The organism is Sulfitobacter sp. SK012, from assembly GCF_003352085.1.
Lineage (GTDB): Bacteria > Pseudomonadota > Alphaproteobacteria > Rhodobacterales > Rhodobacteraceae > Sulfitobacter.
Genome location: NZ_CP025804.1, coordinates 887,412 through 907,855, shown reverse-complemented (window position 1 = coordinate 907,855; position 20,444 = coordinate 887,412). Strand labels below are relative to the sequence as shown.

Genomic DNA, 20,444 nt, shown 5'->3' with positions numbered 1-20,444 from the left:
TGAGCCTAATCCTAGGAGTAGACGGCCTCCATCCGGGCTGTGGCCCCAAACCAATGAGAACCTGACATGCAAACGCCAAACCTCGCCCCCATTCCTGAACTTTATGTGTCCTACGAGTCGGCACAAAAAATGAAAGTTGAGGCGGGTAATCTGGTCAGCCACGACCTAACGCCACGGCAGATCTGCGATCTTGAGCTGCTCATGAACGGCGGTTTTAACCCGCTTAAGGGTTTTCTGGGCGAAGATGACTACATCGGGGTCGTCGAAAACATGCGTCTTGCGGATGGCGCGCTGTGGCCAATTCCGATCAACCTTGATGTCTCAGAAGACTTTGCAGCCAAGCTGAAACTTGGCCAAGATATCGCGCTGCGCGACCAAGAAGGCGTGATCCTTGCCACCATGACAGTGACCGACCGCTATGAGCCCAACAAGGCACGCGAAGCTGAAATGGTATTTGGTGCAGATGACGACGCCCACCCAGCGGTGAACTACCTGCACAACCAAGCCGGCAAAATCTATCTTGGCGGTCCGGTCACTGGCATCCAACAGCCCGTACATTATGATTTCCGCGGTCGTCGCGACACGCCAAACGAGCTGCGCGCATATTTTCGCAAGATGGGCTGGCGCAAAGTTGTCGCCTTCCAGACCCGCAATCCACTGCACCGTGCGCATCAAGAACTGACCTTCCGTGCTGCGCGCGAAGCACAAGCCAACTTGCTGATCCATCCCGTTGTTGGCCTGACAAAGCCCGGCGATGTTGATCACTTTACCCGTGTGCGTTGCTACGAGGCCGTGCTCGATAAATACCCTGCCGCCACAACAGCGATGAGCCTGTTGAACCTTGCAATGCGCATGGCCGGCCCTCGCGAAGCAGTTTGGCACGGTCTGATCCGCAAAAACCACGGCTGTACACATTTCATCGTGGGCCGCGATCACGCGGGCCCCGGCAACAACTCCAAGGGCGAGGATTTCTACGGCCCTTACGAAGCACAGGACCTCTTTCGTGAACACCAAGAGGAAATGGGAATCGAAATGGTCGATTTCAAACACATGGTTTGGGTGCAAGAACGCGCGCAATACGAGGCCATGGACGAAATCAAAGACAAAGATGACGTCACCATCTTGAACATCTCGGGCACCGAACTGCGCCGTCGTTTGCAAGAAGGGCTGGATATTCCCGAATGGTTCTCCTTTCCTGAAGTCGTTAAGGAATTGCGCCGCACGCGTCCGCCGCGGGCGCAGCAAGGCTTTACCGTGTTTTTCACTGGTTTCTCAGGCTCTGGAAAATCCACCATCGCAAACGCGCTGATGGTCAAACTGATGGAAGCGGGCGGGCGTCCCGTTACACTGCTGGATGGTGATATTGTGCGCAAAAATCTCAGCTCCGAGCTGGGCTTTTCAAAGGAACACCGCGATCTGAACATCCGCCGCATCGGCTATGTCGCAAGCGAGATCACCAAGAACGGCGGCATTGCAATCTGCGCGCCAATCGCGCCCTACGCCACAACCCGTCGCGCTGTTCGTGAAGATGTCGAAGAGTTTGGTGCTTTTGTTGAAGTGCACGTCGGCACGTCGATTGAAGAATGTGAACGTCGGGACCGCAAAGGGCTTTATAAGCTGGCGCGCGAAGGCAAAATCAAGGAATTCACAGGGATTTCAGACCCCTATGATGTCCCTGAAACGCCTGAATTGCGGGTTGAGACCGAGAATGTTGACGTAGACAACTGCGCGCACCAAGTCTTGCTAAAGCTCGAAAACATGGGCCTTATCAAAGGCTAAGCGCCTAACAGTAAAGCAAAGGCCAGCCCGTCACAGGCTGGCCTTTAGCGTTTGTGCCGCGCGCAGTTCCAAATTATCCCACGCAGCCGCTTGCGGTTTCGTCGCTTTTAATGCCGGCAATAGCGCTTCATATTGTTGCCCCGTCGCGGCCCTTATCGCCGCCAAGAGCGCTTCTTTGCTTTCGCAAATGATCATGCCACCCGTGTCGATATGATCCGCAATATTTGGGCAACCCCAATAAATCGGCACCGTTTCGCAAAGCACCGCATCAACCAGCTTTTCGCTAAAATAGTGCTGCTCTCGGACATTTTCGATCACAACAGAAAAACGGTACGGCGCAAGCCCGTCAGACTTGTTCTCAAACGGCGCATATCCGCGTCCTAAAACCGTGACATCCAATCCTTCAGCCTGCACCGCCTCAATGACCTCGTGGCGCAAAGCATGGCCCGGTTGGTCCCGTTTGGCTGATGCGATCAACGAACACATCGCGGTTTTTGTGACATCTAAGTCTTGCCAATTCGGCACCCAAGATGTGCCATAGGCAAGGAAAAGTCCGTTGGGGATGGCAGCCAAAAGTGCCTCATTATAACTGAAAACTCGGAAAAATCTCCGCCATGTCAACCGCAGCCACTTAAGGTGACGGCCATGGATTACGGACGGCTCGACCACCATGATTGATACATGCGCCGACGTGCCGAAACGCGGTTGATAGTGCATCGCTGTTTTTGGAAACACGATCAGGTGGTCGCCAGGCGCAAGATCCCCAACCGTGCCTTTGGCGAGCCGTGCAGGGCGGCCCAACGGCCAATCCAAATCATCAAGGTCGAGGGCAGCCAGCTTTTTTCCAAGCCGTCCGCCATAGGGTAGCACGGCGATCGCTGGGTCGTTCATACTCTTGCCCCCTCAAAAAACAGCTTGATGTAGCTTTGTCATATCCCAGCAAATTAATGCCCGCAAAACAGCAAAAAGGCCGCAGTCCCCTGCGGCCCCCTAAACTTCTCCGAAGCTTCCGCTGCGGTCAATGCACCATCACGGGTGCATAGTCATGTTGCTTGGCCAATTCGAACGCCAGCTTGCGGTCGCCCACAAGGGCCAGTTGCTGGCCTTCCGAATCGTGAACCGCATAGAGCTGGTCCAGCCCTTCGGCCTGATCGCGCATCTCGCTCGGCAAATCGGTCACCAAGATCGGCTTCACATAAACCGTACGATCTGAGTTCTCCGGTGTATTTGTATCCTGCATTTTTTACCCCTTCCTAATATTAATCGTCTGAACAATCTTTTCCGGTTTCGCGCGGGTTAGGTCCACATGCAGCAGACCATTCTCCATCAGCGCCTCACCCACTTCAACCCCATCAGCGAGGACAAAAGAGCGTTGGAATTGGCGCGCTGCAATTCCGCGATGCAGAAAAACGCGCCCTTCGCTGTCGTCACGCTGGCGTCCACGGATCACCAGCTGCCCATCTTCAACAGTAATCGACAGGTCTTGTTCCGCAAAACCAGCAACGGCGAGCGTTATTCGGTAACTAAAGTCGGATGTTTGTTCGATGTTAAAAGGCGGATAGCCTTCATTGCCAGATTTCGCTGTGCGTTCAAGCACCCGTTCCAGCTGTTCGAACCCCAACATGTGGGGATACGATGCAAGCGTCATTTTCGTCATGCGACACGTCCTTATTCGAAAAGCGACAGTCAATTCTGCGGCCCCAGTTTTCGGCAACCGCTTGAGTTAAATATGGGTATGAAGGGACCGTGGCGCAAGGGCTATGCGCAGAAGCGGTTACGACCTATGTTCAAAGTTCAATAGCGCGACGGAATCAACCAACCCATGAACGACCACCTTGATCTGAAGATGAACTCCGATGAAGTCCTTCGTGTGGAATTGGCAGTTTTCAAACGCGAACACCGCGATCTCGATACGGCCATCACTGCTCTTGTTGAGAAGGCGATTGGCGATCAATTAACACTTCAGCGGCTGAAGAAACGCAAACTGCGCCTCAAGGATTTGATTGCACAGATCGAAGATCGCCTGACCCCTGACATCACCGCCTAAGCTTCGCGGGTTTGGCGCATTGCCACGGTGCGGGCTTTGGCTATAGTGCGCCCTCATCTTGATAGGGACGCTGCCGCCATGACCACCCCTCCTTTTGTCGGAATCATCATGGGCTCGCAGTCCGATTGGGCAACCATGCGCGAGGCCGCAGATCTGCTCACTGAGCTTGATGTGCCCTTTGATGCGCAAATTGTCTCCGCTCACCGCACACCTGATCGCCTTTGGGATTACGGCAAAACCGCCGTGGAACGTGGCCTTCAGGTCATTATTGCGGGTGCCGGGGGTGCAGCACATCTGCCAGGCATGATGGCCTCCAAGACACGGCTGCCTGTAATCGGCGTGCCAGTTCAAACCAAAGCCCTGTCAGGCGTCGATTCGCTTTATTCCATTGTGCAGATGCCGCGCGGCTATCCTGTTGCGACCATGGCGATCGGTGCTGCCGGCGCTGCCAATGCAGCACTGATGGCTGCGGGTATCCTAAGCCTTCAGGACCCTGCCCTAGCCAAGCGCCTCGATGCGTGGCGCGCCGCACTCTCCGCGTCCATCCCGTTGGTGCCAACCGATGACTGATCCATTGCCCGTCGGTGCTACAATCGGCATTCTTGGCGGTGGACAATTGGGCCGAATGCTTTCGGCCGCGGCCGCACGTTTGGGTTTGCGCTGCCATATCTTTGAACCCGGTGCCAACCCGCCCGCCGCAGACGTGGCCCATGCGTTGACCACCGCCAGCTATGATGACGCCGCCGCACTCGCCGCATTTGCGAAATCCGTCGATGTCGTCACGTTTGAATTTGAGAACATTCCCACTTCTGCCCTTGATGTGATTGAGGCACTTGTCCCCATTCGCCCAAATCGCGAAGCACTGCGTGTGTCCCAGGACCGCCTCACCGAAAAGGCGTTTCTGCAAGAGCTGGGCCTGACCGTTGCCCCCTTTGCGGACATTACCGATCTGGACAGCCTGTCAAACGCGCTCGAGCGCATCGGCGCACCCGCGATCCTTAAGACACGGCGCATGGGGTATGATGGCAAGGGGCAAGCCCGGCTCAAAACCGTTGATGATGCACCCGCAGCGCTTGCGGACATGAAGGGCGCACCGGCCATCCTTGAGGGCTTCGTCGACTTTAGCCATGAGGTTTCCGTCATCGCGGCGCGCAGCTCCACCGGCGAAGTCGCCTGCTTTGATCCCGGTGAAAACGTACATTTGAGTGGCATCCTTCACACCACCACCGTCCCCGCCAAGCTGTCCAACGCGCAGCGCACTGACGCGGTATTACTTGCGGGTCGGATCCTAAATGCCCTTGATTACGTTGGCGTTTTGGGCGTGGAACTGTTTGTGACGCCTGCAGGTTTGATCGTGAATGAAATTGCCCCTCGGGTGCACAACTCCGGCCATTGGACCCAAAACGGCTGTGCTATTGATCAGTTCGAACAGCACATCCGTGCAGTAGCTGGCTGGCCACTTGGCGATGGGACACGCCACAGCGACGTAGTTATGGAAAACCTGATCGGCGATGACGTAAACCGGGTGTCGGAATTGGCGCGTGAGGCCAACACAGCGCTCCATCTTTATGGCAAAGCCGATACCAAACCGGGCCGCAAAATGGGCCATGTGAACCGTATCATCCGGGCGGGCTAATGCATAAAGCGCGGTGCCACGGCCCCGGACATGTAGCTGACCCGGCCTGCGACAAACGTTGCAGCAACCCGCAAGGTTTCACGGTCGAGCACCAACAGATCGGCGCGCTGCCCTGTGGCAAGCACTCCGCGATCGTGCAAGCCCAAAACGCCGGCCGGTCCTGCAGAAACCAGACGCCATGCTGCGTCCAAATCCAGCACGCCGGTTTGCCACAACATCAACGCCGCACGGCGTGGGCTGGGATAATGATAGTCCGAGGCCAGCGCGTCACACAGTCCCATCGACACCAAATCAAGCGCTGAAACATTGCCGTTATGCGAACCGCCCCGCACCACATTGGGTGCCCCCAACACAACAGCCCCGCCAGCATCTTTGGCCGCTTTTGCAGCTTCAAGTGTCTCAGGGAACTCCGCAACGTTGACCCCGCGCGCTTGCCAGTCGGCGCGCTGAGCAGCTGTCCGGTCATCATGGCTGCCCATTTGGACGCCGGCTGCCGACAGTGCCGCACACAGCTGATCCATCGCGCCGGGCACCTGATCTGATGCGGCGTGTAATTCTTGCATCAGCGCCAGATGTGTCTCGGGACTGCGCCCAGCTTTCAGCGCTTGGCCCACCATTCGCTTTGGGACACGCCCGTCTGCAAGACGTTCGTGGGGCAGATGATCGTTGAACACTACGTAACGGACAGCCCAATCGCGCACCCGCTCAGGCAAGTCGGCACAAAGCGAAAGCTGATGCGTTTCAAAGCGCAGCTGGGCACGAATATCACTCACCAAGCTTGGGGCAACATCGCGCATTGCAGCGAATACCTGCTCGGCAAAATCCAAACCTCGCAGGCCGCCTTCCCAACTGATAAATTGCGCAAGGATAGCGGTGGTGATTCCATTTGCAGACAATTCCGCCTCAGTCGCGACAAGCCCCTCGGCCATTTCTTTCATCGCACCGCGTCGCGGGGCCAGGTGCCGTTCAAACCCATCGCCATGAACATCCACAATACCGGGCAAAACTAAATACCCGCGCAGATCGACCGGCTTGCCAATCGTATCCTCAACGATCAATCCACTGCGAAATGACACTGCGCCTCGATCAAGCCCACCGGGTCGCAACACCTCAGCATCCGTGAGATCAAAGGCAAGTTCAGGGTTTGTCATCTGTTGCCTCAGCGCCCGGAAGACAAGCGCCCTCGGCACAGCCAAGTTGATCTAGAACTGCATCGAAAAACGAAATTTCTTTGTCAAATTTACCGTCTCGCAGGAACTCTACTGTCTCAGCGATGACACGCGGATTGTTCATAATATACGTGTGGGTCACAGGCAGCACGAGGTGATCCGCCATCCCCTCCAACCGGGTCGAAGCCACCGAGACCTTTCCATCATCCTCACCCGGCAACAGCGAGGAAAAATACGGGTTCAAAGACTGCGATCCCGCGATAATACCAACTTCAAAATTTGCGGGCGGCAAGCGTGACGGCAAAGATCCTTCGCCCGTCCCCAATTGCTGGCCTGCGGGGCCATTCATCCAGCTGAAAGCGTCGATATCACCCAACTCGTCCACAACTTCACTGCCATGATTAGGCGGTGCAAGCATCACGACGCGGCCCACTCGCTCGGGCCCCGCCATGAGCACCCATTGCCGCAAAAGGATACCGCCCATGGAATGGGTCACAAAATCAACTTTTGGCGTCCCGCAGGTTGCAATAGCATCCGGCAAGGTTTGACGCACAAGCTCCTCCACGGGGGCTTCGGTCGATGGGTAACCCGGACGCACGATGCGCCACCCCTCCGCCTCTAACGCGGCCTCCATCACAACAAAGGACGTTTCGGAGCGTGCAAGACCGTGCAGCAACACGACGCAGCGTGCCTGCGCGGTGCTTGCAAGCACCAAGAGGAAACCTATGATTGCGAGAATTCTCATTTCTCCCACATACGCTCTCGCGCAATCTTATCAACTGTAATTGCGTGATTACCCTGCGAAAGCCCGCCTAATGCGCCCCAAAACTCCCCGCCTCGCTGTCCGCGCCGTGATTTTGGACGATGATCGTTTGCTGCTCGTAAACGCTTGGCCAGATGGCAAAAGTGATCTGATGTGCGCGCCAGGAGGTGGGGTCGAGGTAGGTAGCTCGCTTCCTGAAAACCTAATTCGCGAGGTGTTTGAAGAAACTGGGCTGACCGTCGAGGTTAACGCGCCTTGCCTGGTGAACGAGTTCCATGATCCGCAGAGTGAATTTCATCAAGTAGACGTCTATTTCCGCTGCACCATGATCGGCAAAGCGCAAATCGAGCCCGACTGGCAAGATCCCGAGGCGATCGTGACAGACCGACGCTGGGTGACACGCAGTGAAATGTCAAAGCTGCGCGTGAAACCCGACAGCCTTGCAGCGGTTGCTTTTGGCGACGCGGATGCCCCGACCTACGACCCTCTGGAGCCTTTAGTGCGCTGAACGCGAGGCGCGGTGACACCCCACGCAATACCGCCAACGACCAGAGTGGCAGAAACAATCACGATCAAAGGCAACTCTTCACCCAGAAAAACAGCGCCGGCGAGGATCGCAATCACCGGGACGCTAAGTTGGACAATGGCGGCAGTTGCCCCAGTGATTTTTGGCAAAATACTGTACCACAAAGCGTATCCCAACCCCGACGTAACGCCACCGCAAAGCACTGCGAGAGCAACGCCTTGAACAGTAGCCGAAAAATCGACCAGCCCTAACAACAAGGCGACCATTGGCAGGCATAAGATGAAGTTTGCCCCCGTTGCCGCGAGTGGATCCGAAGCCCTGCGACCTACGATCGTATAGATGGCCCAGCCCACACCGGCGGCGACCATCAGTCCTGCCCCAACTGGATCTGCCAATCCTCCTGGACCAGGCCAAAGCGCAAGGAGCAAGCCCAAGAAAGCAATCACCGCGCCGACAATCTGCCGGGGCGTCGGGGTTTCCCCCAGCAAAGCCGCATAAGAAAACATTGATATCTGAACGACACCAAACAGGATCAATGCACCGAGGCCCGCATCAAGTGTCAGATAGGCGAGCGAAAAGGCCATCATATAGACCGCCAGACTGATCGCGCCTGGCAAACGTTCGCGGCGCAAAAGTGGCACTCCGCCGCCCCGCATCGCTAGGATTGATGCCAGCACTACAGCCCCCGAAAGGACCCGCAAGACCGCAAAACCTGCCGGATCCATGTGGCCGCCATCGACGGCAGCTCGGGTCAGCAGAGAATTCGCAGCAAAGGCAAACATTGTAAGGGTCGTCAAAAAAGCGATGCGCATCCGCAAGTCGTAGTCGTTGGTGTTCGTACCGCCAAGAGGTTCAGTGAAAGATAAACTCATCGTTATCAGGCCAGTTGGCCAAAAACCCATCAACATCTCTTTGGCACTGATGTTGCCATATCTGCTCTCGATCGGACTCAGTTTTCGGGACATGGCGTTGCGTTCGGAAAACGGCACTGTTCTACAGTGACCGCACAAAAAAAGGGGCCGTTTGCACGACCCCTTCTTAACTTTTTCTGCGAATGCAGAGTGGCTTACATCATGCCGCCCATGCCGCCCATGTCGGGCATTCCGCCGCCGCCGCCAGCGCCTTCTTTCGAAGGCTTATCAGCAACCATGGATTCGGTTGTGATCAGCAGGCCTGCGATAGACGCGGCGTCTTGCAGCGCAGTACGCACTACTTTGGCCGGGTCGATCACGCCGAATTTGAACATGTCGCCATATTCTTCGGTTTGAGCGTTGAAGCCGAACTTCAGGTCGTCGCTTTCACGGATTTTGCCCGCAACAACGGAACCGTCAACACCAGCGTTCTCAGCGATCTGACGCAGAGGCGCTTCAAGTGCCTTACGTACGATCGTGATACCGACGTTCTGATCAGCGTTCTCACCGGTCAGACCTTCAAGGTGCTTACCAGCCTGAACCAGAGCAACACCACCACCGACAACGATACCTTCTTGAACAGCGGCACGTGTCGCGTTCAGTGCATCGTCAACGCGGTCTTTGCGCTCTTTCACTTCGGTTTCGGTCATGCCGCCTACGCGGATCACAGCAACACCACCGGCCAATTTGGCCACGCGCTCTTGCAGTTTCTCACGGTCGTAGTCGGATGTGGTCTCTTCGATCTGGTTACGGATCTGAGTTACACGAGCTTCGATCTCGGCCTTTTCGCCAGCACCCTCAATGATGGTGGTCTCATCCTTGGTGATCTGCACTTTCTTGGCAGAGCCGAGCATGTCCATCGTGACTGATTCAAGCTTCATGCCCAAATCTTCAGAGATCACCTGGCCACCTGTCAGGATCGCAAGATCCTGCAGCATTGCCTTGCGACGATCACCAAAGCCTGGTGCTTTCACAGCAGAAATCTTCAGGCCGCCGCGCAGCTTGTTGACCACGAGGGTCGCGAGCGCTTCGCCTTCAACGTCTTCTGCAATGATTAGCAGTGGCTTTTGCGACTGAATCACCTGCTCCAAGAGCGGAACCATTGGCTGCAGCGAAGAAAGCTTCTTCTCGTGCAGCAAGATGATCACATCTTCCAGCTCGGCGGTCATTTTGTCAGCGTTGGTCACAAAGTATGGCGACAAGTAGCCACGGTCGAACTGCATGCCCTCGACTACGTCTGTCTCTGTTTCCAGACCTTTGTTTTCCTCGACGGTGATAACACCCTCGTTGCCAACTTTCTGCATCGCATCTGCGATCTGACGGCCGATTTCTTTTTCGCCGTTAGAAGAGATCGTGCCGACCTGAGCAACTTCATCGCTGTCAGAAACTTCACGAGATGCCGCTTTGATCGCCTCAACAACCTTCAACGTGGCCATATCGATGCCGCGCTTGAGGTCCATTGGGTTCATGCCAGCCGCAACAGATTTCATGCCTTCTTTGACGATGGCTTGTGCCAGCACAGTGGCGGTTGTTGTACCGTCGCCTGCTTCGTCATTGGTACGGCTGGCCACTTCTTTGACCATCTGCGCGCCCATGTTTTCGAACTTGTCTTCCAGTTCGATCTCTTTCGCCACGGATACACCATCTTTAGTGATACGTGGTGCGCCGAAAGATTTGTCCAGAACCACGTTACGGCCTTTAGGGCCCAGCGTGACTTTCACCGCATCAGCAAGGATGTTCACACCCTTAAGCATCTTGTTACGGGCATCGGTGCCAAATTTGACGTCCTTAGCAGCCATATTGTCTTCTCCTAATATCTCGAAATAAAGTCAGCGTGTCATGTGCGGGGCACTTGCCCCAGCATCCCCTTGATCAGGAGATGATGCCCATGATGTCGCTTTCTTTCATCATCAGCAGCTCTTCGTCATCAAGCGTGACTTCCGTGCCGGACCATTTGCCGAACAGGATTTTATCACCGGCTTTAACAGCCATCTCGATCAGCTCGCCGCTGTCTTTGCGTGCGCCTTCGCCACAAGAGACGACTTCGCCTTCGGAGGGCTTTTCTTTTGCGCTATCAGGGATGATCAGACCACCCTTGGTTTTTTCTTCGCTTTCCGTGCGGCGTACCAGCACGCGGTCATGAAGCGGTTTAATTGCCATCTTTGCAGCTCCTTAAGGCTCAAAGTTTCCTTCTTATGGCCCCCCTTCCGGTTGAAGGGTGGGCCGTTAGCACTCAGGTGACCCAAGTGCTAACAGCGCATAGCTAGGCATGCTTCCGAATTCTGTCAACCAATCGGTCATGAAAAATTTCACGGATATGCAGGTATCGCTAAATTAACTACGTCACGCAGGCTTTTACCCAACTTAAGAGCCCGTTTTGACCGCGCGGCCCCCACCGAGCCAAGGCTCAAATCGAATCAAAAAATCAGCCTGCGCCCAAAACGCGCTCCGCAGTTGCAACAGCCTGAGCGCCAGCTGGGGTCAATCCATAGACACCCTTTTCTACTTTCTCGAACCAACCGTAATGATCGTCGCGCATCATTGTCGTGGCACGAGGGACCGCAGCCGCACGCGCCACGTCCGCGCCTTTGCTTGCACCCACCTCAAAGAGATAGAGCGCGCATTTCAACGCATCTTGGCGGTAGGCCGTCACCAGCCCTGCCCGCGTTTGCCCCCCTTCGTTGGGATCTCCCTGCCGGCGCGCAAATTCGCGCAGCAACCGCGCCTGACGCTTGGCCGACTTCCGGGGGGCATAAGGCCCCGGATCACAATGCACCTCGACCAACCCATCGGACAGCCGCACGGTAATCAGCCCCATCCCCAGCCGACGCGCCAGCGCAACATTGCCCTTCAGCGTTTTGGCAAACCGCTTACCGGGTTGGCGCGCAACGGCCATGTAAACATCATCACTGATCTTTAGCCGTTCGAGACATTGGTGGAACAGCGTTAGCGAAAATCCTAACTTCAGCTCAACCAAAACTGGTGGCTCCGCGCCGCGCACCGCGACAACATCGGCGGCCCCAACCTCTGCTTTGACCACATAACCTTGGGCCTCAAGATAACCTTTGATGGGCGGATATAGATCTGTTTCGCGAGGCTTTGACATAACGCCTTGCTAGCAGCATTCCCAAACCGCAGCAAAGGGCCTAGCCTAGCGCCTATGACACGTGATGAATTCAACAGTTTCTGCGCATCCCTGCCCACAACGACCCATGTGGTGCAGTGGGGTAATTCTGACGTCTGGAAAGTTGGCGGCAAGGTTTTTGCCATCACATCTGTGCGGGGCGGTGCAGATACCTACACGTTCAAAGCGTCAGAGATGGCGTTTGAAATCCTCTCAGATGCTCCGGGAATCATGCCTGCCCCCTATCTCGCCTCGCGAGGCCTTAAGTGGCTGTGCTGTTTCGGCGAACCCGGCCTATCAGATGACAGCCTGCGCGATCATGTGTGCGCGTCCTACGATATGGTCGTAGCAAAGCTTACCCGCAAGAAACGCGCCGAGCTGGGGCTCTGACGCCGCAGCGCAGCATAGACACGTGACAACGCCGCGCAGCCTGCTATAAGGCGCGAAAATCATCCCTGCATATAGGACGCCCCTTATGAGCACGCTCGTCTTTGGCCACAAATCCCCCGACACCGACAGCACCGGCAGCCCCATCATTTGGGCTTGGTACTTGAACAACATCAAAGGGGTAGAAGCCGCCCCCGCCCTGCTGGGCGAGCCAAACACCGAAGCTTTGTTCATGTTGGACCACTGGAAACTCGACAAACCGCAGATCATCGACGGTGTTGCCGCAGATCAGCCTGTTGTGATCGTGGACACCAATAACCCCGCTGAGTTGCCCGCAGGCATCAACGACGCAGACATTACCGCCATCATCGACCACCACAAACTGGTCGGCGGGCTAGAGACAAAAGGCCCCATCGATATCCGTATTGAGCCTTTGGCCTGCACCGCGACCATCATGTACAAGATGATTGGCGACGACATGGCGCAGATGCCCGCCGAAATCAAAGGCGCGATGCTGACTTGCATCTTGTCGGACACGCTGGAATTTCGCAGCCCGACGACCACACCAGAAGACACAGCGATCGCCCAGACGTTGGCTAAAGATCTCGGCATCGAGATCCCTGCATATGCCGCAGCCATGTTTGCCGCGAAATCCGACGTTTCGTCCTTTTCCGAAGCCGAACTGCTCCGCATGGACAGCAAGGAATACGCAGTCGACGGCAAGCAATTCCGCGTCTCCGTTCTGGAAACCACGTCGCCTGGTTCTGTGCTCGACCGCAAAGATGCGCTGATGGCCGCAATGCCAGGCGTAGCGACCCAGGATGGCGCGGATCAGGTGCTGCTTTTCGTCGTCGATATCCTGAACGAAGAAGCAACGATGCTGATCCCCAACGCACTCAGCAAATCAGTGGCGGAAAAGAGCTTTGGCGCGACTGTCACAGGCGACACCGTGGTGCTGCCCGGCATCATGAGCCGCAAAAAGCAGATCATTCCAAACCTCAAGGTTTGATCAATGGGGGCTCCCGGCCCCCACCTTATCCTGACCCATAGATAGGAACGCCATATGACCCGGATCGTGACCACCCTGTCCGAGATTTCCGCCGATTATGACGCCCTCTTCGTCGATCTATGGGGGTGCGTGCATAACGGTGTGCATGCCCTCCCCGAGGCGGTCGAGGCGCTGCAATCCTACCGTAAAACCGGCGGCAAGGTCGTGTTGGTCACCAATTCGCCGCGCCCCCATGCCGGTGTCGAAAAGCAGTTGGTGCATTTTGGGGTGCCTCAAGACGCTTGGGACAGCATCGCCACCTCTGGCGATTCTGCGCGTTCTGCTATGTATCAAGGTGTTGTCGGCACAAACGTCTGGCATCTTGGCCCCCCCACTGACCTCAAATTCTTTGAGCCGCTGCGGCTGCTGGACAGCCCCCTAGAGATCATCCGCGTTGATCTGGCGGAGGCACAGGGCATCGTCTGCACGGGCCCCTTCGATCCGGGGGCGGACCCTGAATTGATGCGCCCACAGCTGGAGCCCGCTGTCGCGCGCGGTTTGAAACTGCTTTGCGCAAACCCTGATATTGTGGTTGACCGAGGCGAGGTCCGCGAATGGTGCGCGGGCGCTGTGGCCAAACTTTATTCCGAGATGGGCGGCGACAGTCTTTACTTCGGTAAGCCCTATGCACCGATCTATGAATTGGCCCGAAAACGCCTGTCAGCACTGGGCACTGCGGTCCCGGACACGCGAATCCTCGCCATCGGGGACGGCGTTTTGACCGACATCGCCGGAGCATTCGGTGAAGGCATCGATGCATTATTCATCTCTGGCGGGTTGGCTGCATCGGAAACCAAAACTGGTTCACACCCCGATCCAGAGGCCCTAACCGACTATCTTAAAAGAGAAAATTCGGCCCCAGCCTTCACAATAGGCCAATTGCGCTAAGAGTCTTTTTGCTTGATTTTCTGCACTTGCAAAGTAATAAAGTTACCAAACGGAGATGCCGTTGGTCATAAAGTTACTTAAGGGTGTAAAATGTTGGACAACCTCCCGCGCGGCACAATCTGCATTGAAGACATCGAAATCGGCATGTCCCGCCACCTAAGCAAGGTGGTCACCGATGAGGACATCGAGATGTTCGCAACCATTTCGACGGACCGCAATCCTGTGCATTTGGATGACGACTATGCCCGCGACACTATCTTTGAAGGGCGCATCGCCCACGGCATGCTGACCGCCGGGTTGGTATCTGCAGTGATCGGTGAGCAACTGCCGGGCCATGGCACCGTTTATCTGGGCCAATCGCTCAAGTTTCTTGCCCCCGTGCGCCCCGGCGATCTGGTTTATGCCGAGGTTAAAGTGACCGATATCGATATCGGAAAACGCCGGGTGCGCATGGATTGCCACTGCGCTGTGGACGGCAAGAAAGTACTTGTCGGCGAAGCAACCGTTCTGGCCCCGTCCCGCAAGTTCGACTGAACCGCCCAAACCCTAGATATTTTTGCCAGACATAGCGCTTTGTCTGGCTTGCACGCAGGCTGCACCGCAGCTAGGCAAGGGCCATGCGTATCATCCGAGATTATCAGTTTGTAGACGACAAAGACCGCGGTGCGACTGCGGCTATTGGCAATTTCGATGGCGTGCACCGCGGGCATCTTTCTGTCATTGAGCTTGCAAGAAGCGCCGCCCCAGACGCCCCATTGGGCGTCCTTACCTTTGAGCCGCATCCCCGCGAGTATTTCGCTCCGCAAAGCCCACCCTTTCGATTGATGGGATCTGAGGCACGGGCGAGCAGGCTGGAAAAGCTAGGGGTTGATGCCCTGTTTGAGTTGCCCTTCAACGGCAACCTCGCATCCCTCACGCCGCATGCCTTCGCACAGGACGTACTGCATGAGGGGCTTGGCCTGAGCCATGTGGTTGTGGGTGCTGATTTTTGTTTCGGCAAAGGACGCCTGGGCACGGCCGCAGACCTCCAACGGGCCGGAGCTGAACTTGGTTTTGGTGTGACAGTCGCGCCACTGATGCAACAAGACGCCCAAACCGTGTCCTCGACCGCAATCCGCACAGCACTTAGTGACGGACAGCCCGGCACCGCGGCCGCAATGCTGGGCCACTGGCACCGCATTGAAGGTCCCGTGATCGGCGGCGAACAACGCGGGCGTGAATTGGGCTACCCTACTGCAAACATGTCCATCGACCGGCTTCATCCGCCCGCTTTTGGCGTTTATGCGGTCCTGATTGACGTGTTGGAAGGTCCTCATAAGGGCAGCTATCACGGAGCCGCGTCCTTGGGTGTTCGGCCGATGTTTGGCGAAAATAAAGCCAATCTTGAAACCTTCATTTTTGATTTCAAAGGCGATCTCTATGGCACCCAACTGTCTGTTGCACTGGTCGAATATCTACGCGGCGAAGAGACATTTGACGGCCTTGAGGCGCTGATTACTCAGATGGACAGCGACTGTGTTCGTGCCCGTAAAATCCTAGGTGCCTTATGAACGATCCAATTGACCGTAGCGGTTTGGGTAAACGCTTTTGGGAACGTAAGCCCTTGAAGAAAATGAATGAAAAAGAATGGGAAGCGCTGTGTGATGGCTGTGGGAAATGCTGCCTGAACAAGCTTGAAGACGAAGACAGCGGCGAGGTCGCCCTGACAAATGTTGCCTGCCGATTGTTGGATGATGCTACGTGTCGCTGCGCGCAATATAACATCCGCCACCAGTTCGTCCCCGACTGCATCGTCATGAAGCCTGAGAACATCGACACCCACGCGTACTGGATGCCACAGACCTGTGCGTACAGACTGCTGTGGGAAGGCAAGCCGCTCTATGACTGGCACCCGCTGATCTCGGGTACGCCGGACAGCGTGCATGCCGCGAATGTTTCCATACAGCACCGTACGGTTAGCGAATTCGACACCCCGTTTGAAGAATGGGAAGACCACATCATCGAGGAGCCGACCTGATGTTTTTTGCCTCTGACAATGCAGGCCCGGTTCACCCCCAGATCATGAACCGCATCGTGGCAGATAATGCAGGGTTTGCCCTGCCATACGGCAAAGATCCGGTCATGGATGAGGTACGCGCGAGTATTCGTAAGACCTTTGAAGCCCCTGACGCCGCGGTTTATCTTGTGGCGACAGGCACGGCGGCAAATGTGCTGGCGCTTGGATGCTATACGCAACCTTGGCAGGTTATTTTTGCGAGTGAAATTAGCCACATAGAAGAAGACGAGTGTAACGCGCCAGAGTTTTATTCCGGTGGTGCCAAGATCAAACTGATCCCCACAAAGGACAAAATGACCCCCCAAGCCCTGCGTGACGCGGTGGCGCGGCGTGACCCTGAAGATGTCCACATGGCGCAGCGGGGACCTGTCTCAATCACCCAAGTCACAGAGCGGGGCAGCGTGCATTCGCTGGACGAATTGCGCGCCCTGACGGCGGTGGCGCAAGAGTTTGAATTGCCCGTGCATATGGACGGGGCGCGGTTTGCCAATGCGCTGGTTGCCTTGGGGTGCAGTGCCGCCGAAATGACCTGGAAACTGGGCGTTGATGTGCTGAGCTTCGGCGGAACCAAGAACGGTTGCATGGGCGTCGAAGCCGTCATTTTCTTTGACCCTTCAAAGGCTTGGGAGTTCGAGTTGCGGCGCAAACGCGGGGCGCATCTGTTTTCCAAACATCGGTATCTGTCAGCCCAGATGGCGGGGTATCTGCAGGATGATTTGTGGAAGACCACAGCGAAACTGGCCAATGAGAATGCCGCCTATCTGGCAGCAGGCCTGAAGGCGCGCGGGGCCCACTTCATGACCGAACCACAGGCCAACATGATCTTTGTCAGCTTTCCACGTGCCGTGCACCAACGGCTGCATGATGCCGGGGCGCAATACGCGTTGTGGGACGCCCCACTTGAAGGTCCGCAAGACGAAGACATTGCGGCGCGTTTGGTCTGTGACTGGTCCATCAGCCGTACGCAAATCGACGCATTCCTCGGATATTTCTGAGCGAACGCGCAACGGCGGCACGAAGTGATTTTTGACCAATCGGCAAATCGGGCTGTGCAGCCTTGTTAAGAACGCAAATCCAGTGCGCACAATCCGTGCACACCCTGTACACAGCACGTACACCGCTGCCCCACTTAACCCTGAGGACGGCGCAAAGACTAAGCCAAGATTAACTGCGGGCAAGCAGCGCTGAGATTGCACCGGCTACGCGGTCCGGGTGGGTGATCGGAACCATATGGCCTGCACCGTCGATCACCCGCTCGGTTGCCGAGCCAAAGCGCCGAGCGAGGCCTGCAGTGATGATGGAGATGTCGGGCGTGGTGTCGCTGCCGCGCAGGATCAGGGTGGGGATTTGCAACGCCTCAAGTCGACCAGGCATCAGCAGGTTATGCGGGTCGTCATGAAGGAAATGCCGCGTACCGGGGACAACATGGACAGCACGGATCAGCGCAGCTTGGGTGCGGGCCGGTAGGCTGTCCCATTTCGGCCCATCGCTCCATGTGCGGTTAAAGGCGCGGGCGGCACCAACGCGGTCGCCGCGATCCAGCGCGTCAGACATCAATTGCGCAGCGTTTCCAGTTTCCACAAGCACAGTTGGGTCGTCTTCCAATGCAACTGCAAAGAACACCGGTTCAAACAGTGTCAGGCTGCGCAGGCGTTCGGGATGTTCAGCCGCCAGACGGGTCGCAACGACAGCACCAAAGGAATGGCCAATCACATCGCAAGGCTCGGGTGGCAGTACAGCCAATGCGGCGGCATAGACCGTATCGCTGAATATGCTGGTCTCGTCCCAATCCGGGCTTTGGCCGTGGCTGGGCATGTCAGGGGCCGTGATCGTCACCTCATCGCGTAGGTGCTTGGCAATGCCGGCCCATGCCCCGCCGAACGCCATCGTGCAATGCAGCGCCAAGGCAGGGCGCGGCCCCTGCCCTAACGTCGTTACATGTGCCTCGAAGCCGGGTTGAGGGCTCAAAGTTTGCCGGCGAGGTGCAGATCAAGATCCTCAATCCGGTCTTGTCCCCAGAACCGTTGATCCCCGAAAACATAGAACGGTGCGCCAAAAACACCGACTTCAACTGCCTGCTCAAGGTTTCGGGCATAGGTTTCAGCCCCTTCCAACAAGCCACTGTCGGCAAGATCAGGGTCAAACCCAGCTTCCGTAAGGCAAGCGCGGATCACATCGTTTTCGGCAATGTCTTTGTCATCCACCCAAACATTGCGGGTGATCACCTGGGCCAGTTTGCCCAGGTCACCGCCGCCCGCACTTTGCGCCGCAATAAAAGCGTAAGCAGAGGGGGCACCATTGGTGGGCCAATGCGCAGGCTTGAGATTGAAAGGCATGCCCAGTTTTTTCGCCTGCCGCACTAGTTCTTGTGCGCGGTGTTCGATCCGGCTGATGTGGCGGTCTTTGGGCGATGTGCCGCCCGTACGGCCAAAGGCAGCGATAATATCAAAGGGCTTATATGTGATGCTTGCGCCATGCTTTGCCGCCACAGCTTCGAGCCGGTCGCCCGCGAGATAGCAATAAGGGGACAACGTTGCAAAATAATAGTCAATATGGGCCATTTGGCACTCCAGATTTGGGTGTGTTGCTTTGCCCCAAGGTACGGCCATGTTAAGCGGTGTTCAACGTCACGATTCTGTCATCTTACCGCTGCCAACGGAGCCTCCCTCATGCCTAGAACCTCTGAGCCCAAGCTAATTTCCGGTAACGCCAACATGCCACTGGCAACAGCCATTGCACGGCGAATGTCGCTGCACCGGGGGGTTAACGTAGGGTTGGTGGACGCACGGGTGGAGCGGTTCAACGACGGTGAGATTTTTGTCGAGGTGTTCGAGAATGTGCGCGGTGAAGATATGTTCATCATCCAGCCCACATCGAACCCTGCCAATGACAACTTGATGGAATTGCTAATTATGGCAGATGCGCTGCGCCGGTCTTCAGCCGCGCGGGTTACGGCGGTTTTGCCCTATTTTGGGTACGCCCGTCAGGATCGACGCACCAAGGCACGCACGCCGATCACGGCCAAATTGGTCGCAAACATGCTGGTCGGTACAGGGATCGAGCGGGTTTTGACGATGGATTTGCACGCCGCACAGATTCAGGGGTTTTTCGATATTCCAGTCGACAACCTTTACGCGTCGCCTGTTTTTGCACTGGATATCAAAACAGCGTTCAAAGATCGCCGGAGCGAGCTGATGATCGTGTCGCCAGACGTAGGCGGCGTGGCGCGTGCGCGCGAGTTGGCGAAGCGCCTGAATGCGCCGCTGGCCATCGTGGATAAACGCCGCGAAAAGCCCGGTGAGATTGCAGAAATGACTGTAATTGGCGACGTGACTGGCAAAACCTGTCTGATTGTGGATGACATTTGCGACACTGCCGGCACCCTGTGCAAAGCCGCCGAAGTGCTGATTGAAAACGGGGCCAACGAGGTCCACGCCTATATCAGTCACGGCGTGATGTCGGGCCCTGCCGTTGAGCGTGTGACCAAATCTGTGATGAAATCACTGGTTATCACCGACTCGATTGAGCCGACGGCCGCAATCATCAACGCGCCAAACATCCGTGTGGTGCCAACAGCGCCGATCTTTGCTCAAGCGATCCTGAATATTTGGAACGGCACATCTGTATCTTCGCTGTTTGAGGCAGAGACGCTGGGGCCGATCTATGATGGAATGTACGCCGCAGAATAGGCGGTTAGTAGAGATCCCAATCGCCATCGTCGAGGATTTCGCCGATGGCGGTCCAGCTGATCCGGATCCGCGCGACGCGGGTATCGCCCCATGTGCGAAACACCATATCAAAGCCATTCTCGGTCACAGCCTCGGCGACGATATCTGCGCGCAATACGGTTGCTGCGTCCATATCCCAAAGCGAAGGCGACAATTGAACGGTTGGAATTTTGCGGTAGGGTTCTGAGAACTTGATACGGCGACGGCGCTCGCGCTGGCCACGGCCAGTCCACATTTCACCGCCGTCTTCGAAATCGGTGAAAAGCACGACATCACCGCTATCTACTCCGACGAAACTGCTCCGCAACTTCTTCATCTTGATGGTCTACACGCTCCAGTTGGCACAACCCAGAGGGTGATGCGGGAAAATTGGGAAATGCTC

General features: G+C 56.3%; 25 protein-coding genes. 13 read left to right on the top strand and 12 right to left on the bottom strand.

What is annotated here, in order from left to right; translation table 11 throughout:
* Positions 1 to 66 precede the first annotated feature (66 nt).
* Positions 67 to 1,779 carry a bifunctional sulfate adenylyltransferase/adenylylsulfate kinase gene (locus C1J03_RS04575; protein WP_114884160.1) on the top strand — a complete coding sequence of 571 codons (1,713 nt, stop codon included), beginning with the start codon at positions 67 to 69 and terminating at the stop codon, positions 1,777 to 1,779.
* A 30-nt stretch (positions 1,780 to 1,809) separates the two neighbouring features.
* Here the strand turns inward: C1J03_RS04575 and C1J03_RS04570 are convergent, their stop codons facing one another.
* From C1J03_RS04570 to C1J03_RS04560, 3 genes are all read right to left on the bottom strand, one after another.
* Positions 1,810 to 2,670, bottom strand: a complete 861-nt coding sequence (locus C1J03_RS04570; protein ID WP_114884158.1) for a glycosyltransferase family 10 domain-containing protein — start codon at positions 2,668 to 2,670, stop codon at positions 1,810 to 1,812.
* A gap of 127 nt (positions 2,671 to 2,797) precedes the next feature.
* Positions 2,798 to 3,019 carry a DUF1150 family protein gene (locus C1J03_RS04565; RefSeq protein WP_114884156.1) on the bottom strand — a complete coding sequence of 74 codons (222 nt, stop codon included), beginning with the start codon at positions 3,017 to 3,019 and terminating at the stop codon, positions 2,798 to 2,800.
* 3 nt (positions 3,020 to 3,022) lie between these two features.
* Positions 3,023 to 3,436, bottom strand: coding sequence for an Hsp20 family protein (locus tag C1J03_RS04560; RefSeq protein ID WP_114884154.1), 414 nt, complete (start codon positions 3,434 to 3,436; stop codon positions 3,023 to 3,025).
* 165 nt (positions 3,437 to 3,601) lie between these two features.
* Here C1J03_RS04560 and C1J03_RS04555 point away from each other — a divergent pair, with 165 nt between their 5' ends.
* The 3 genes from C1J03_RS04555 (at position 3,602) to C1J03_RS04545 (ending at position 5,462) form a co-directional block, all read left to right on the top strand.
* Positions 3,602 to 3,826 carry a YdcH family protein gene (locus tag C1J03_RS04555; RefSeq protein ID WP_114884152.1) on the top strand — a complete coding sequence of 75 codons (225 nt, stop codon included), beginning with the start codon at positions 3,602 to 3,604 and terminating at the stop codon, positions 3,824 to 3,826.
* Positions 3,827 to 3,904: 78 nt separating this feature from the next.
* Entirely contained in the window at positions 3,905 to 4,396 is a 492-nt protein-coding gene (purE, locus tag C1J03_RS04550) for a 5-(carboxyamino)imidazole ribonucleotide mutase (RefSeq protein WP_254694174.1), read from the top strand.
* On the top strand, positions 4,389 to 5,462 hold the full coding sequence (locus tag C1J03_RS04545; RefSeq protein ID WP_114884150.1) for a 5-(carboxyamino)imidazole ribonucleotide synthase: 1,074 nt from the start codon (positions 4,389 to 4,391) through the stop codon (positions 5,460 to 5,462). Before purE ends, C1J03_RS04545 begins: the two co-directional genes overlap by 8 nt.
* Here the strand turns inward: C1J03_RS04545 and C1J03_RS04540 are convergent.
* On the bottom strand, positions 5,459 to 6,613 hold the full coding sequence (locus tag C1J03_RS04540) for an alpha-D-ribose 1-methylphosphonate 5-triphosphate diphosphatase (protein WP_114884148.1): 1,155 nt from the start codon (positions 6,611 to 6,613) through the stop codon (positions 5,459 to 5,461). The two genes, C1J03_RS04545 and C1J03_RS04540, sit on opposite strands and share 4 nt — an antisense overlap.
* Positions 6,600 to 7,376, bottom strand: a complete 777-nt coding sequence (locus tag C1J03_RS04535) for an alpha/beta fold hydrolase (RefSeq protein ID WP_114884146.1) — start codon at positions 7,374 to 7,376, stop codon at positions 6,600 to 6,602. Before C1J03_RS04535 ends, C1J03_RS04540 begins: the two co-directional genes overlap by 14 nt.
* Before the next feature lie 70 nt (positions 7,377 to 7,446).
* On the opposite strand from C1J03_RS04535, the gene C1J03_RS04530 reads away from it, so the two are divergent.
* A complete protein-coding gene (locus C1J03_RS04530) occupies positions 7,447 to 7,902 on the top strand; it encodes an NUDIX domain-containing protein (protein ID WP_114884144.1) in 456 nt (151 codons plus the stop codon).
* Here C1J03_RS04530 and C1J03_RS04525 read toward each other — a convergent pair.
* The 4 genes from C1J03_RS04525 to C1J03_RS04510 all read right to left on the bottom strand — a co-directional run bounded on the left by C1J03_RS04525 (position 7,872) and on the right by C1J03_RS04510 (position 11,937).
* Positions 7,872 to 8,732: a DMT family transporter gene (locus tag C1J03_RS04525; protein ID WP_114888839.1), complete on the bottom strand. Its 861-nt coding sequence runs from the start codon at positions 8,730 to 8,732 to the stop codon at positions 7,872 to 7,874. The two genes, C1J03_RS04530 and C1J03_RS04525, sit on opposite strands and share 31 nt — an antisense overlap.
* 254 nt (positions 8,733 to 8,986) lie before the next feature.
* Positions 8,987 to 10,630, bottom strand: coding sequence for a chaperonin GroEL (gene groL / locus C1J03_RS04520; protein ID WP_114884142.1), 1,644 nt, complete (start codon positions 10,628 to 10,630; stop codon positions 8,987 to 8,989).
* 73 nt (positions 10,631 to 10,703) lie between these two features.
* Positions 10,704 to 10,991, bottom strand: coding sequence for a co-chaperone GroES (locus C1J03_RS04515; protein WP_114884140.1), 288 nt, complete (start codon positions 10,989 to 10,991; stop codon positions 10,704 to 10,706).
* Positions 10,992 to 11,256: 265 nt separating this feature from the next.
* Entirely contained in the window at positions 11,257 to 11,937 is a 681-nt protein-coding gene (locus C1J03_RS04510) for a DUF2161 domain-containing phosphodiesterase (RefSeq protein WP_114884138.1), read from the bottom strand.
* Between the two features lie 54 nt (positions 11,938 to 11,991).
* On the opposite strand from C1J03_RS04510, the gene C1J03_RS04505 reads away from it, so the two are divergent.
* From C1J03_RS04505 to C1J03_RS04475, 7 genes are all read left to right on the top strand, one after another.
* Positions 11,992 to 12,345 carry an MmcQ/YjbR family DNA-binding protein gene (locus C1J03_RS04505; protein WP_114884136.1) on the top strand — a complete coding sequence of 118 codons (354 nt, stop codon included), beginning with the start codon at positions 11,992 to 11,994 and terminating at the stop codon, positions 12,343 to 12,345.
* An 85-nt stretch (positions 12,346 to 12,430) separates the two neighbouring features.
* Positions 12,431 to 13,351 (top strand): manganese-dependent inorganic pyrophosphatase, encoded by a 921-nt coding sequence (locus C1J03_RS04500; RefSeq protein ID WP_114884134.1) that lies wholly within the window; start codon positions 12,431 to 12,433, stop codon positions 13,349 to 13,351.
* A gap of 54 nt (positions 13,352 to 13,405) precedes the next feature.
* On the top strand, positions 13,406 to 14,278 hold the full coding sequence (locus tag C1J03_RS04495) for a TIGR01459 family HAD-type hydrolase (RefSeq protein WP_114884132.1): 873 nt from the start codon (positions 13,406 to 13,408) through the stop codon (positions 14,276 to 14,278).
* Positions 14,279 to 14,368: 90 nt separating this feature from the next.
* Entirely contained in the window at positions 14,369 to 14,812 is a 444-nt protein-coding gene (locus C1J03_RS04490; protein WP_114884130.1) for a MaoC family dehydratase, read from the top strand.
* An 83-nt stretch (positions 14,813 to 14,895) separates the two neighbouring features.
* Positions 14,896 to 15,828 (top strand): bifunctional riboflavin kinase/FAD synthetase, encoded by a 933-nt coding sequence (locus tag C1J03_RS04485; RefSeq protein WP_114884128.1) that lies wholly within the window; start codon positions 14,896 to 14,898, stop codon positions 15,826 to 15,828.
* Positions 15,825 to 16,295: a YcgN family cysteine cluster protein gene (locus tag C1J03_RS04480; RefSeq protein ID WP_114884126.1), complete on the top strand. Its 471-nt coding sequence runs from the start codon at positions 15,825 to 15,827 to the stop codon at positions 16,293 to 16,295. Before C1J03_RS04485 ends, C1J03_RS04480 begins: the two co-directional genes overlap by 4 nt.
* Positions 16,295 to 17,329: a threonine aldolase family protein gene (locus C1J03_RS04475; RefSeq protein ID WP_114884123.1), complete on the top strand. Its 1,035-nt coding sequence runs from the start codon at positions 16,295 to 16,297 to the stop codon at positions 17,327 to 17,329. Before C1J03_RS04480 ends, C1J03_RS04475 begins: the two co-directional genes overlap by 1 nt.
* A gap of 169 nt (positions 17,330 to 17,498) precedes the next feature.
* Here C1J03_RS04475 and C1J03_RS04470 read toward each other — a convergent pair whose 3' ends face one another.
* Positions 17,499 to 18,302, bottom strand: coding sequence for an alpha/beta fold hydrolase (locus C1J03_RS04470; protein WP_254694173.1), 804 nt, complete (start codon positions 18,300 to 18,302; stop codon positions 17,499 to 17,501).
* Positions 18,299 to 18,895, bottom strand: a complete 597-nt coding sequence (locus tag C1J03_RS04465; RefSeq protein ID WP_114884119.1) for a 2-hydroxychromene-2-carboxylate isomerase — start codon at positions 18,893 to 18,895, stop codon at positions 18,299 to 18,301. Before C1J03_RS04465 ends, C1J03_RS04470 begins: the two co-directional genes overlap by 4 nt.
* Before the next feature lie 108 nt (positions 18,896 to 19,003).
* Between C1J03_RS04465 and C1J03_RS04460 the strand changes: the two genes are divergently transcribed.
* Positions 19,004 to 20,023, top strand: coding sequence for a ribose-phosphate pyrophosphokinase (locus tag C1J03_RS04460; protein ID WP_114884117.1), 1,020 nt, complete (start codon positions 19,004 to 19,006; stop codon positions 20,021 to 20,023).
* 4 nt (positions 20,024 to 20,027) lie between these two features.
* Here the strand turns inward: C1J03_RS04460 and C1J03_RS04455 are convergent, their stop codons facing one another.
* Positions 20,028 to 20,378 carry an H-type lectin domain-containing protein gene (locus C1J03_RS04455; RefSeq protein WP_174234438.1) on the bottom strand — a complete coding sequence of 117 codons (351 nt, stop codon included), beginning with the start codon at positions 20,376 to 20,378 and terminating at the stop codon, positions 20,028 to 20,030.
* Positions 20,379 to 20,444: the final 66 nt, after the last annotated feature.